The organism is Novilysobacter erysipheiresistens (assembly GCF_036663935.1).
GTDB lineage: Bacteria > Pseudomonadota > Gammaproteobacteria > Xanthomonadales > Xanthomonadaceae > Novilysobacter > Novilysobacter erysipheiresistens.
Genome location: NZ_JAXGFP010000001.1, coordinates 261,277 through 272,866, shown reverse-complemented (window position 1 = coordinate 272,866; position 11,590 = coordinate 261,277). Strand labels below are relative to the sequence as shown.

The 11,590-nt window shown below is 64.6% G+C and carries 25 protein-coding genes; 22 read left to right on the top strand and 3 right to left on the bottom strand.

Features of this window, described 5'->3' with window-relative positions; translation table 11 throughout:
• From SNE34_RS01375 to SNE34_RS01365, 3 genes are all read right to left on the bottom strand, one after another.
• On the bottom strand, positions 1-294 hold the full coding sequence (locus tag SNE34_RS01375) for a hypothetical protein (protein WP_332613996.1): 294 nt from the start codon (positions 292-294) through the stop codon (positions 1-3).
• Positions 291-689: a hypothetical protein gene (locus tag SNE34_RS01370; protein ID WP_332613994.1), complete on the bottom strand. Its 399-nt coding sequence runs from the start codon at positions 687-689 to the stop codon at positions 291-293. Before SNE34_RS01370 ends, SNE34_RS01375 begins: the two co-directional genes overlap by 4 nt.
• Before the next feature lie 89 nt (positions 690-778).
• Positions 779-979 (bottom strand): hypothetical protein, encoded by a 201-nt coding sequence (locus tag SNE34_RS01365; RefSeq protein ID WP_332613992.1) that lies wholly within the window; start codon positions 977-979, stop codon positions 779-781.
• A 95-nt stretch (positions 980-1,074) separates the two neighbouring features.
• On the opposite strand from SNE34_RS01365, the gene SNE34_RS01360 reads away from it, so the two are divergent.
• The 22 genes from SNE34_RS01360 to SNE34_RS01255 all read left to right on the top strand — a co-directional run bounded on the left by SNE34_RS01360 (position 1,075) and on the right by SNE34_RS01255 (position 11,563).
• Complete coding sequence (locus SNE34_RS01360; RefSeq protein WP_332613990.1) at positions 1,075-1,632, top strand: helix-turn-helix transcriptional regulator; 558 nt, start codon at positions 1,075-1,077, stop codon at positions 1,630-1,632.
• 291 nt (positions 1,633-1,923) lie between these two features.
• Entirely contained in the window at positions 1,924-2,220 is a 297-nt protein-coding gene (locus SNE34_RS01355; RefSeq protein WP_332613988.1) for a hypothetical protein, read from the top strand.
• The gene (locus SNE34_RS01350) at positions 2,217-2,636 is read left to right on the top strand and encodes a hypothetical protein (protein WP_332613986.1); all 420 of its coding nucleotides are present in this window, start codon (positions 2,217-2,219) and stop codon (positions 2,634-2,636) included. The genes SNE34_RS01355 and SNE34_RS01350 overlap by 4 nt, the downstream gene beginning before the upstream one ends.
• A 168-nt stretch (positions 2,637-2,804) precedes the next feature.
• Positions 2,805-3,041, top strand: coding sequence for a hypothetical protein (locus SNE34_RS01345; protein WP_332613984.1), 237 nt, complete (start codon positions 2,805-2,807; stop codon positions 3,039-3,041).
• 100 nt (positions 3,042-3,141) lie between these two features.
• Positions 3,142-3,558: a hypothetical protein gene (locus SNE34_RS01340; RefSeq protein ID WP_332613982.1), complete on the top strand. Its 417-nt coding sequence runs from the start codon at positions 3,142-3,144 to the stop codon at positions 3,556-3,558.
• On the top strand, positions 3,555-3,731 hold the full coding sequence (locus SNE34_RS01335) for a hypothetical protein (RefSeq protein ID WP_332613980.1): 177 nt from the start codon (positions 3,555-3,557) through the stop codon (positions 3,729-3,731). Before SNE34_RS01340 ends, SNE34_RS01335 begins: the two co-directional genes overlap by 4 nt.
• Positions 3,731-3,907: a hypothetical protein gene (locus tag SNE34_RS01330; protein WP_332613978.1), complete on the top strand. Its 177-nt coding sequence runs from the start codon at positions 3,731-3,733 to the stop codon at positions 3,905-3,907. The genes SNE34_RS01335 and SNE34_RS01330 overlap by 1 nt, the downstream gene beginning before the upstream one ends.
• Before the next feature lie 94 nt (positions 3,908-4,001).
• Positions 4,002-4,214: a hypothetical protein gene (locus SNE34_RS01325; RefSeq protein ID WP_332613976.1), complete on the top strand. Its 213-nt coding sequence runs from the start codon at positions 4,002-4,004 to the stop codon at positions 4,212-4,214.
• Between the two features lie 95 nt (positions 4,215-4,309).
• Positions 4,310-4,774 carry a recombination protein NinB gene (locus SNE34_RS01320; RefSeq protein ID WP_332613974.1) on the top strand — a complete coding sequence of 155 codons (465 nt, stop codon included), beginning with the start codon at positions 4,310-4,312 and terminating at the stop codon, positions 4,772-4,774.
• 15 nt (positions 4,775-4,789) lie between these two features.
• Positions 4,790-5,554 carry an ERF family protein gene (locus SNE34_RS01315; RefSeq protein ID WP_332613972.1) on the top strand — a complete coding sequence of 255 codons (765 nt, stop codon included), beginning with the start codon at positions 4,790-4,792 and terminating at the stop codon, positions 5,552-5,554.
• A complete protein-coding gene (locus tag SNE34_RS01310) occupies positions 5,551-6,177 on the top strand; it encodes a YqaJ viral recombinase family protein (protein ID WP_332613970.1) in 627 nt (208 codons plus the stop codon). Before SNE34_RS01315 ends, SNE34_RS01310 begins: the two co-directional genes overlap by 4 nt.
• Positions 6,174-7,145 carry a hypothetical protein gene (locus tag SNE34_RS01305; RefSeq protein ID WP_332613968.1) on the top strand — a complete coding sequence of 324 codons (972 nt, stop codon included), beginning with the start codon at positions 6,174-6,176 and terminating at the stop codon, positions 7,143-7,145. Before SNE34_RS01310 ends, SNE34_RS01305 begins: the two co-directional genes overlap by 4 nt.
• 44 nt (positions 7,146-7,189) lie before the next feature.
• Positions 7,190-7,552: a hypothetical protein gene (locus tag SNE34_RS01300; protein ID WP_332613967.1), complete on the top strand. Its 363-nt coding sequence runs from the start codon at positions 7,190-7,192 to the stop codon at positions 7,550-7,552.
• 8 nt (positions 7,553-7,560) lie between these two features.
• Positions 7,561-8,763, top strand: a complete 1,203-nt coding sequence (locus SNE34_RS01295) for a hypothetical protein (protein ID WP_332613965.1) — start codon at positions 7,561-7,563, stop codon at positions 8,761-8,763.
• Entirely contained in the window at positions 8,753-8,947 is a 195-nt protein-coding gene (locus SNE34_RS01290; RefSeq protein ID WP_332613964.1) for a hypothetical protein, read from the top strand. The genes SNE34_RS01295 and SNE34_RS01290 overlap by 11 nt, the downstream gene beginning before the upstream one ends.
• 58 nt (positions 8,948-9,005) lie before the next feature.
• Complete coding sequence (locus SNE34_RS01285) at positions 9,006-9,440, top strand: hypothetical protein (protein WP_332613962.1); 435 nt, start codon at positions 9,006-9,008, stop codon at positions 9,438-9,440.
• 172 nt (positions 9,441-9,612) lie between these two features.
• Positions 9,613-9,981 (top strand): hypothetical protein, encoded by a 369-nt coding sequence (locus SNE34_RS01280; protein ID WP_332613960.1) that lies wholly within the window; start codon positions 9,613-9,615, stop codon positions 9,979-9,981.
• A complete protein-coding gene (locus SNE34_RS01275) occupies positions 9,978-10,340 on the top strand; it encodes a hypothetical protein (protein ID WP_332613958.1) in 363 nt (120 codons plus the stop codon). Before SNE34_RS01280 ends, SNE34_RS01275 begins: the two co-directional genes overlap by 4 nt.
• A complete protein-coding gene (locus SNE34_RS01270; protein WP_332613956.1) occupies positions 10,337-10,615 on the top strand; it encodes a hypothetical protein in 279 nt (92 codons plus the stop codon). The genes SNE34_RS01275 and SNE34_RS01270 overlap by 4 nt, the downstream gene beginning before the upstream one ends.
• A gap of 246 nt (positions 10,616-10,861) precedes the next feature.
• Positions 10,862-11,026, top strand: a complete 165-nt coding sequence (locus SNE34_RS01265; RefSeq protein ID WP_332613954.1) for a hypothetical protein — start codon at positions 10,862-10,864, stop codon at positions 11,024-11,026.
• Positions 11,023-11,241, top strand: coding sequence for a hypothetical protein (locus SNE34_RS01260; RefSeq protein ID WP_332613952.1), 219 nt, complete (start codon positions 11,023-11,025; stop codon positions 11,239-11,241). Before SNE34_RS01265 ends, SNE34_RS01260 begins: the two co-directional genes overlap by 4 nt.
• Before the next feature lie 106 nt (positions 11,242-11,347).
• A complete protein-coding gene (locus SNE34_RS01255) occupies positions 11,348-11,563 on the top strand; it encodes a hypothetical protein (RefSeq protein ID WP_332613950.1) in 216 nt (71 codons plus the stop codon).
• The last annotated feature ends 27 nt before the right edge of the window (positions 11,564-11,590 follow it).

Here is an 11,590-nt window from a genome sequence, read left to right as displayed (position 1 = left end):
TTAAGCCGCGGCCCTCGTCCAGCAGTGCTCCGGCCGCCCGTAGACGCCCTGCTTCTGCTCGTCCAGGCGCACCAGCGCACCGGCTTGGGTCAGGCCAGTGATCGAGCGGCGAACGCTTGTGAGGGGCCACCGCTTCCCTGCCCGCTCGCACTGCGCCCACACGTCGGACGGCGACAGCGGGCCGCGGGCGTGCTGGTAGATCGCCAGGATCGCGTCGTCCTGCTTGTCGGCCTGCTGGATCGCGGCGCGCAGGTCGTCGCCGGTCAGGCGCGTGGTGTTCCAGTAACCGCTCATGCGACGTTCTCCACGTTCAGGCCGGCCGCCTGCATTCGTGCGAACAGTTCGCGGCTGGCGGACGCGGCGGCCTCGGCAGCGGCCATTGCGCGCTGCTGCAGCTCGGTGATTTCGTCGGCGTCGTTGAGCGGTCGCGAGGGGCTGTAGCCGCACTGGCGGTTCCACTCGTTGTGGCCCTCATGGAACCCCACGTCGCGGGCGCGGCGCAGGATGAATTGCGCCTGCGACAGCGAGAACTTGGCGGCATGGTTTTCGTTGAGGTGGTCGGACAGCTTGCGTGCCGCCACGTCGGGCTTTTCTTCAAGCTCCGGCCAGAGCATCACGCCGACCCGCTTGTTCCCGCCAAGCCTGTCAACGCAGGCTTGAAGCACTTCTTCGGGCGTCTCGTACCGCATGGAACCCCCTGTTACGATTTCGTCGCATGGCGTCGTAAGCCATGCTCCGGGTACAAAAAAAGGCCCAGCCATGAGGCCGAGCCGTGAAATCAGGCAGCAATCTTTTTCAGTCGCCCGTCAGCGTCGAAGCATTCGGGCTTCAACTCATAGCGCAGGCGCAGGTACGGCTCGTTCGGGATGGCGCCATCTTTCGGCCACATGTAGACCGCGTGGCGGCTGCTATATCCCAGTGCCGCGGCAAGGGCGATGGCCGACCCGTAGAGGTCGATGGCTTGCTGTCGAGTAATCATTCGCCATGCTAAACACGCTTACTGGCAGTTGTCAAACGATTTTAGCAGTCGATCCGCAAATCCGTTTAGCGGATCGGGTCGCTAAGCTGGCTTACATGGAATCCTTCAAGCAGCGAATGAAGCGGATCCGCGTGCGGGCAGGCTTCTCCAGCCAGGCCGATGCCGCCGTGGCGATCGGCTGCGAGCGCGGAACGGTGGGCATGTGGGAAGCCCCGTCGAGCAACGTGAAGAACGTCAGCAGCGAATGGCTGTTCGCGGTCGCTCGCGCCTACAAGGTGCGACCGGACTGGATCAACGACACGCGCAGCAGCGATGACGGGCACCCGTGGGCGCCTGAACACGCTGAACCAGTCAGCGACGATGCCCTGCCCTCGCCCGCAGTGCGACGGGAGTCGCATTCCCAGCGACCCGACTTCAAGACGATGGCTGCAGCGGTCGAATTGTTGCGCGACCACTTGGACCTAATGGGCGATCCGCCGGAGTGGATAGCAGACTCCGGCATGTTGGAGGACGCCTACGAGGTCATCGTCGCGCACCAGGGGCAGCACGAAACAACCAATGTCATCGACATGGCGAAGGCATTGGCGCGGCGTATACGACAGGGGGAATCGGATGGGGGACGTTCATCGAGATCTAGAAGCAAGGCTGGCTAGGCGAAGGGGAGGTTCGCCGCGGGCGATACGGCCAGAGCGCGATAAGGCGCTGTGCCCGACCACTCGGCGGGCATACCTGCAGTGCATAAGGACATGGCGGCACTTTCGGAATATGCACATGCTGGTGGACTTGGCTTGCGGTGCCCGTGCTGGGCCCTGGGAACTGGCAGACAGCGAAGTGGTCGCGCTGTACGAGCGAATGAGGGATGCGTCCGACCGTGGCCTGCAGGGGATCGAGCCGGACGAGGAAGGGTTCTTTCGAGCCAAGTACGGATAACCAAAGGGGGCGTTATGGAGCAGATGCTTGAGCAGTTCGGCGGCATGGCGACGATGCTGTTCGCCGAGTCGCTGGGGAAGGTCGTGGTGCTGATGCTCCCGATCGGATTGATCTACGGGAAGCTGTTTCGGCGCTACAGGTGGGCAGCGTTACTTCTGGCGATTCCGTTCGCAGCGTTGCTAGACATTGCCGGAACCGCTGCGGTCGATGACGTGAATCCGCTGCTCATCGGCGCGGTGGCGTGCATCGCAGCGATCGAGGCCGCCTCGCTAGTCTTCAAGTCGAGCCCCGCGCCCGAGAAGGCGCCATGAAAGCGTTTTCATTATCTGTAATCGCGGGACTGGCTGCGGCGATGGCGCTTGCCGGGTGCGGGAGCGAAGCCGTAGCCAAGGCCGCGGACGCCGAGTACGAGCAGAACCGCGCGGAGCGCGAAAGCTGGATCCGGTGCGCCGACCACGAGTGGCAAGCGGACGACGCCAGCACCACCGACGATGAGAGCAACGACCAGGAGCTAGGTTGCTTCGGCAGCATCACGCTCAACGTGACCAATCAGAGCAGCGGCAACAGCTACCCGCTGGATGCCGAGACGCAGGGCTACGTGGTCGAGCAGGTGTACTTCCGGCGAGGCGGGAACGTGGACTTCCCCGATTGCGAGCTGGAGGACGACTACACCGGCGAGTGCGTCGACGAAGGCGGCAACTGGTGGACATTCAACGGCCCGCAGTAGCAGTCGCGCCGTAACCGACAAGCCCGCTTCGGCGGGCTTTTTTGTTAGTCATTTTGCTAAATTGCCAGTTGCGATGCTAAATTTGTTGACACACGCTGCTAATTAGGTTTACCGTTCTCCCGTCGCCCCCGAACACCGCAATCGCGGCAGGGCGAAGGAGCCGAGAAGATGAGCAGTAAGGACATTGGCGACCAGCCCGCCCACCCGTTCGCACAGACGAGCGAGAGCTACCAGATCACGGGCACGCAGCACTCGGGGCTGACCAAGCGCGAGAGCGCGGCCATCGCGTCCCTCCAGGGTCAGCGAGCCGGCGGCAGCAAGGGTGACCCGGAGCAGGTCGGCAAGCTGGCGTGGGCCGATGCCGACGCCCTCTTTGCCGCGTCCGGCAAGGACGGTGCAGCGTGATCGCCCCGAACCTCTATTCGATGGCCGCCGACCTGGCCGATAGCGCGGCCGACGTATTCCACACGATTGCCGGCTGGCTGCGCGGCAAGGCGGGTGCGGCATGAGCGCGCGAACCTACCTGTGCGACGAATGCGACGGCCACGGCGCGATCAGCCTGGACGGCCTGCACTCGCACGATCCAGCGCACGATGATCGCGGCTGCCGCTTCTGCGGTGAAACCGGCGTCATCACTGCCGACGACGACGAGGCGGATGCCCGCAGCCTGCAGCCGTGGAATGGCGACGTGGGCCGCGCCGCGCACCGCATCAACGAGAAGCACACCGACCCGCTCGCCGAGCTGGCCCGCACCCGCGCGATCAACCCGAAGTCGTGGGCCTACGAATACGCCCGCCTGCGCGCCATGCGCCCGGTGTCGCGCCTGGCGCAGACCGACATGCTGGCGATGGCGCAGCGGTGCGTGAACGTGATCGAGGACATGCGGGCGGATTACGCGGCTATGTCGAGGGATGCGGCATGAGCGCGCCTCGTTGGTATGACCGCGCAGCAGAGCAGATCGACGCCGACTACGACGACGGACTGATCGACTCCCGCGAGCATCACGAGCAGATGCGGGATTTGAACGCTGAATTGCGCGAAGCCGCCGAGGAAGAAGCGCGCCAAGCCTATGACGGCTACATGGGGTGCTGGTAATGAACCGCCGCCACAGCGACCCGATCCCGTACCGCATCGCCACGCCGGAAATGGTCGAGCGCGCGAAGCAAACGCTGTCGGAGGACGAACTGATCGCGGCCATCGGCCAGACGATCCCGCCGATCTACAGCGGGCCGGCGCCGGTGAATCCGGTGAATCAACGCGATGAGGAATAGCCATGAAGCGCGCCGCGATGTTCCTGCTGGGGGCTGCGATCTACGTCGCTTTCTTTGGCCTGCTGATCCTGTCCTTCCTTCCGAGGCTTCCGTGATGAACGCACGCTTGAAAGCCAACGCCCTGCGCCCGCACCGGGCCGCGATCGGCAACCTCATCGAGTCGATGGACTACTTCGACGCCACCAACTCGCGCGAGGCGATGCCGTCCCACCGGATGCGCCACCGCAAGACCAACTGGTTCGCCTTCGCCGGCTGGGGGCTGGTCGCCTTCGTCGCGATGGTCGTGCTGGCCGCTTTTTCGCTTTAACCCTTCACGCCAGCCCACCGGGGCCGCTCCCCTCGGTCGAAGTATCCGGCGCTCCCCTCGCTGTCCGGTGGGCTGGCATCTTTTGAGGATCCACGATGAAGCAGCGTTTCATCATCGAACGAAAGAACCCGCGCCGCGCCGACGTGCTGGCACGCGCACACCGGGCGCTGGACGAGGCCGCGCGCGATGGCGACGTGATGGCCGTATTCGATGAGGTCAAGCGCACGCTCGACCAGAACGCCGCGATGTGGCCGGCGCTGACCGACTTCGCCAGGCAAGTCGCCTGGCCGGTGACGCAGCGCGACGGCACGGTCAAGCAGGCCACGCCCGACGACATGAAGGACGTAATGACCGCAGCGTTCGAGGAAGAAACCCGCATGGCTCCCGGCCTGCGCGGCGGCTTCGTGATGCTGGGCGCGCGGACCAGCAAGTACGGCAAGAAAAAGATGGGCGACTTCCTGACCTTCCTGCGCGCCGAGGGCAATGACCGCGGCGTCGTCTGGTCGGAGAAGGCGAACGACAAGTTCGAGGAATACATCGGCGGCCGGCAGGCTGCATAACCGAAGGAAATGGACATGAGCGCACTACAGAAAGCCGAAATCATCGACGCCTGCACCGACCTGGTGCCGCAGGCGAACCCGTACTTGAACATGATCGAGACGATGGTCGCCCGCGGTGGCGACCTGTCGAACCTCGACAAGATGCTGGACCTGCAAATCAAGTGGGAGGCCAACGAAGCCCGCAAGGCGTATGTCGCCGCGATGGCCGCGTTCAAGGCCGAGCCGATGGAGATTCTCAAGCGCAAGCTGGTCAGCTTCACGACCCGCGACGGGGATACCACCAGCTACACCCACGCGGAACTCGCCGACGTGACCGACGTGGTGGTGCCGACGATGGGCAAGCATGGCCTGTCGCACCGCTGGGACGTGAAGCAGGAAGGCGGCCAGATCACCGTCGCCTGCACGATCACACACGCGCTGGGCCACAGCGAGTCGGTCAGCCTGTCGGCCGGCGGCGACTCCAGCGGCAAGAAGAACGCGATCCAGCAGGTCGCCAGCACCATCACCTACCTGGAGAGATACACCCTGCTCGCCGCGACCGGCATGGCGACGAAGGGCATGGACGACGACGGCCGCGGCTATGACTACCGGGACGAGCCCGCGGAGCCGGACTATTCCGAGTGGTTCCAGAAGATCGCCGGCGCCCCGGACCTGGCCGCGCTGCGGAAGGTGAAGGACGAAATGCTCGCCAAGATCGGCGACGAAAAGAACCGCGTGCCCAAGCCGGTGCTGGCCGCCTACAACGACCGTGTGAAGGAAGTCACGGAGCACATGGAATGAGCCCGGTCTATCACGCCGACATTGCACAGGGCACGCCCGAGTGGCACGCCCTTCGCGCCGGCAAGTTCTCGGCCAGCAAGGGCGCCGTCATCATGGGCAAGCTCGACACGTCGGGCCTGGCCGACTACCTCAAGACGCTGGCATGGGAGCGCGTGTACGGCCCCACGGCAGACGAGGGGTTCAAGTCGGCAGCGATGGACCGCGGCCACCAGGTCGAGCCGGAGGCGCGCGACTGGTACGCCTTCGAGCGCGACGTGGCCGTGGAGGAAGTCGGCTGCGTCGAGCACGGCCGCATCCCGAATCTCATTTGGTCGCCGGACGGCCTGTTCGCATCGCGGCGCCGTGGCATCGAAATCAAGTCGCCGCTCCACAAGGCATGGATGGAGGTCAAGCGCACCGGCCTGATCCCCAGCGAGTACCGCTGGCAGACGAAGTTCGGGCTGTTCATTGGCGAACTGGATGGCGAGGACTTCGTTTCCTACCACCCGCAGGCCGGCGGCCTCGTCATCCCTTGCGAAATCACCGACTCCGAGAAGGATCAAATCGAGGCGCGCATTTTCGTGCTCGAGCCGAAGGTCCAGGCGTGGGTCGAACTGCTCACCGACAAGAAGGACGCAGCATGAACGCGCAGCTCCGCGAAACCGAGTCCACCGAAATCACCCTGCTGCCCGAGAACGCGCTGGCGAACCCGGTCGACCTGTTCAACCGCGAGGCGCTGGACGACGTGCTGGCGCAGATCCGCGCCGCCACCGTGACGCTGGTCCCCGACCTGACCACCGAGCAGGGCCGCAAGCTGATTGCGTCGACGGCCTACAAGGTGGCGCGCAGCAAGACCGCGATCGACGCTGCCGGCAAGTCGCTGGTCGAGGGCTGGAAGAAGCAGGCCAAGGCGATCGACGTGCTTCGCAAGCACTCCAGCGACACCCTGGACGCACTGCGCGATGAAGTGCGGGCGCCGCTGACCGAGTGGGAAGCCGAGCAGGCGCGCATCGAGCAGGAGGCGATCGAGGCCGCGCGCATCCGCCGCGAGGCCGAGGAAGCCGAGCGGGTCGCCGAACTGGAGCGCCGCGAGGCCGCCATCCGTGAGGCCGAGGAGCGCATCGCCGCCTCGGAGAAGGCCGAGGCCGACCGCATCGCCGCCGAACAGGCCGAGCGTGAGCGCGCCGAGCGCGAGGAGGCGATTCGGGTCGAGGCCGCAGCCCAAGCCGAGCGCGATGCCGCCGCTGCGATCGAGAAGGCGAGACAGGACGCCATCGACGCCGAGGCTCGCCGGGAGCGTGAGGCTGCGGAGGCGCGGCAGGCCGCCGAGGACGCCGCCCAGCGAGCCGCCGACGAACAGGCAGAGGCCGTGCGCCAGGCCGAAGCCCGCGCCGCGCAGCAGGCCGCCGACGCCGAGCGCGCCCGGAAGGACGCCGAAGCCGCGCAACGGGCCGAGGACGAGCGCCGCGCTGCCAATACCCGCCACCGCGGCGCGATCAACCGCAAGGCTGCCGCGGCACTGGTCGCGGGCGGGCTGTCCGAAGCCGACGCGCAGACCGTCATCACTCTGGTCGCCACCGGCAAAGTGCCGGCCGTCTCGATCACCTACTGACCCAACACCCCGCGAGCCGGCGCTACCCGGAAGGAGATGAGAACGTGAGCAGCCACCCGAACGCAATTCTTCTTTGCCACCTGACGGTCGATGACCTTGCTCGAAAGACCTTTAGGGATATCGCGGAACACGAATCCGCAGACATTTCAGAAGGTTCGTTTGAGGTGAACATCGGCGGGCGTAGCTACACAGCATCCGTGATGGAGGCCGACTACGACGACAGCAATCAGATTTCTGGCGATGAGGGCCAAGTCGTGTTGCGGCACTTCTTGACCTACGGGTACGGCGAGCGGTGTCCGCTGGCCGAGTTGAATGCCGCCATAGAAGGGTTGCAGCACTGGGCCGCCCAAGCGTGCAAGCGGCACTCGTGCGCTTACGAAATTTCCATCAGCGCCAACTACTGGTGAGAAGACCAATGACCACTGACAACAAGGCGCTGGCGGATCGCTATAGGAAGAAGCCGGTTGTGATCGAGGCGATGCAGTTCGACGGGACCGCCGATTCGGCCGGCGCTATTTGCCGGTGGGCAAACGCTGATGATGCGGCGAAAGGTCACGACGACCCGACTGTTTCTTTCATCACCCGCGACGACCAGCCAGGCAAGGCGTTCGACATGCTGATCTGGACGCTGGAAGGCGACATGACCGCATCGCCGGGCGACTGGATCATCCGGGGAGTTCAGGGCGAACATTACCCGTGCAAGCCCGACATTTTCTCGGCGACTTACGAACCCGCAGCCCCATCCCCGCAGGCGGATAAGGCGCGCGGGGAGGGTTTGGACTACGTGCCCGGCGAGTTGGACCGCACGGCACCAGCCCGCATCTGGCTACAGATCGACACCAGCGGCGACAACGCCGAGCGCGATGAAGCGTGGCCGGGCGCAGACCATGTGACGTGGCAGGACGAGGAAATCGGCGGCCTGGAAATTGCGTATGTTCGCGCCGACCTTGCCGCCCCCCAGCCGCAGGGCGATGCCAGCCCGGAGCGCATGATCCACGAGGCGTGCGGAGACCCGTCGTTCGTTGAGTGGGCTGAACATCGCGCACGTGATGCCACCCCGGAGGTGTGCCAGACATGCAACGGCCACGGGATGGTCGACACGTCGAGCGGGCAGACCCCGGACAACTACTGCCAGGACGCGATGGATTGCCCGGACTGCACCCCGCAGGCCCGGCCTAGCAATGCCGAACTGCTGGGTGGGCCCAACTGCCGACGTATAGGCGATTACGTCGTCACCATCGACGGCACTAGCATCGTGGTGTCAAAGGGCAGGCGGCTGGTTATCGCCCATGAGGACAGCGAGCAGGCCCGGCCGGATGGCGGGGAGGCGGTGGGGTTTGTCGATGACGGCGTGATGACGCGAGGCCCGAACGATCCCGCCGGGCCGGGGCGCTATATCTCCTGTGCGCGCATGTCTCGCGAGCTTCCGGCCGGAACGAAGCTCTACACCCACCCCGCCCCTGCGCCGGACGTGGCGCTGGTAGATGACGCGATGGTGAAACGCGCCGAGGATTACTACTACGACAACGCCCCAGCAAACGGGCCTGCCGAGCTGCGCGAATTGCTCCGGGGCTGTCTCACCACCGCCCAGCAGGAGGGCAGCAGCCATGAAGCCTGAAACCCATTGGTTCATCACTGGGCGCTGTGGCTTGTACTACTTGGCCAACGCCAGCACCCGTCACGACGCAATTCACTCCCACTGCGATTCGTTGGGCATGAGCTGGCAGGCGTGCCGAAAGAATGGCGACCGCGCAATCAAGTGCGTCATCACGCCAAAGGATGCCACCAATGGGCAGGAGTGAATGGGTGCGGGTGCCGAGGGAGCCTACGTTTCCGATGTGGGATTCCGCTGAGAACGCGATGATCGAGGCAGAAGTCGCATACGAGAGTGGCGACACGGCAACCCGAAATGACGCGCTCTCTTGGCCGACCTTGCGTATCTGGCAGGCCGTTGTCGCTTACCGCGCAATGCTCGCCGCAGCCCCGCCCCCACCCGCCGAGCAGGCCAGTGGGGAGATTCCTGATGCCGAGACGTTCCGCCTGCACATGGGCGAGCTGACGACTGAGGAAGTTCTGATCGCACAGGCCGCATATCACCTCGCCCTCTCGCAGCGGCCGGTGGTGGATGAGGCGATGGTCGAGCGGGCAGCGAAAGCGATCTTTGAGGACCAGTGCCCCGAAGATATGTGGAACGCCCCGATGCAAGACGACGAGAGAGAAAGCTGGCGTGAGTGCGCCCGAGTCACCATGTCCGCCGCCCTCGCACCCCAGCAGCCCGAGAAGGGAGAAGGATGATGACAACAACGATTAAGCGCGCTTTGATTTTCGTGGTTTTTATCGCAGTTGGCTGTGGAGTTGCTTGGCTAGGGGGGTATGACTTCGACACGCGCGGCCCTGGCGTAGCCGTTTGCGCCGCCGGTCTGTTGGTCATTGCTGGCTTTGCTACCTCATATCCGGGGATCGACTGATGACCGACGACCGCAAGCGCAAGACCGACGACCGCTGCGTCCGCCACGACTGCCGCCGCGCACTGGCCGAGAGCCGGGCGGAGTGCGAAGACCTGCGCCATGCACTCGCGACGGCACGGACCGCTGTCGACTTCGGCCATCGATTTACCGAAGCCTTGTCCAACGAAATGAAGTCGGAGGGTGTCACGCTGGAACGCGATCCGGTCCGTGTCGTCAATCATCACAAGGCCCGAGCCGAGCGGCTGGCGGAGGCGTTGCGGGAGATTGCCCACCACGGTCCGAATTACGGTCCAGACGGCGCACGCGAAACATGGAGACATTGGTCCGACATAGCCCGCACAGCCCTCAACCTGGAGCCGACCCCATGAGCAACGAGACGACACTGGATAGGCGCGCGCTTGTGTGGCTGTCCGGCAGGGATTCCGGGTCGTCCAGCAAGGCGATCCTTCACCACATGCTAGGTATGGAGTCGGAAGGTGACCATCCGTGGGACCCCGCCGACCTTGGCCGCTGCCTGCGCCTGCTGGAACTGTTCCCCGAGTGGAAGCCGCGCATCACCGAGATGGCCCGCTACTCGCGGCAGTGGGCGTCGCTGGCCCTGCGCTGGGATGAACTGGCCGACATGATGTGGGGCGAGGTTGGAATCGACTGGTCAAAGGGAAAGAGCGCGCCGCGAACCTACAGCGCCATGAAAGCCGCCATCGACGCAGCGCAGGAGGACGTATGAGCAACGAGACGACACTGGATGATGTGCTGGCGCAAGCCGACGAGGACCGTCGCTGCAAGTCGGAGGGCCAATGGCTGCCGATTCCGGTCGAGTTGTACGACCAAATGCGGGCGGCGCTGGAGGAGGCGCGGCGCTATCGGTGGCTGCGGGCACCTGAAAACGACGAGGACATTTCATCCCTCATCCGTATATACAGCTACGGCGAGGAGGCCGAACTTATGTCTGGCGAGGAACTAGACGCCGCCATCGACGCAGCGCAGGAGGTGGGCAAGTGAGCATTCTGTGCCGAATCCTTGGACACAACTTCAACTTCATCGAGGCAGACGTCACCCCAACATGGTCCCGTCTCCACGCACCGCACCGCCCCATCTCGGACTGGTATCGAACAATCCACGTCGCCAAAGACTGTGCCCGGTGCGGCTACCGCCACGGCAACACTTTCAAGGTTCCGAATGATTGGCCCGCCCAACCGGACCCGACCCCGTGACCGCTACAGCATGGCCGTATGGCGAGGTGAAGTGATGAAGGACACCCTTCTTGCCGCATTCTTGGGTGCTGTCTTTGGCTTGCTGATCCTGCTCGCAATGGTCGGCATGGTGGCCCTGACCGCTTGGCATCAAGTCGGGCCGGATGGCGCCGCCGCGTGCCTTCAAGCCGCCTACACCCAACCGGAGCCGCCGCAATGAGCGAGAAACTGATGCGTGAAATCGACGGGCTCAAAATTGCCTTCGTTGGCAGCGATTCCTACTTTGAAAGCCTGACCACGCCGTCAATGGTCAGCACCGCGCGCCGCACTGGCGCTGACGTGACGATGCTGTTGGCTCCGGGCAAGACCGAAGACGACCTTTCGGATGATGACCTGCGAGCGATTATCGGCCTCTCGAAAGGAGAATCCCAATGATGCTGTCGTATGCCTACATCTGGCGTAAGGCAGGCCGGGGCTGGACGATGATGGCCCACACCACGAACGGCAAGATGGTCTGCCGGTATTTCTGGCCGGAGTCCCCATGAGCGCCGCCGAGAAGATCCCGTTCGAGCTCCAGGCGATCAACGCCGAGGAGGCCGCCAAGCTGTTCGGGCTGGCGAAGTTCACGTTCCTGCACACCATCGCCAGCCAGCCGACGTTCCCGGCCCGGGTCAACGCCCGTCCGGCGACGTGGGTCATCGGCGAGGTGCTGGAGTGGCGCGACAACAACCGGACAAAAAGAAGGCGGCGAGCCTAAGCCCGCCGCCTGTATTACGCCACGCAT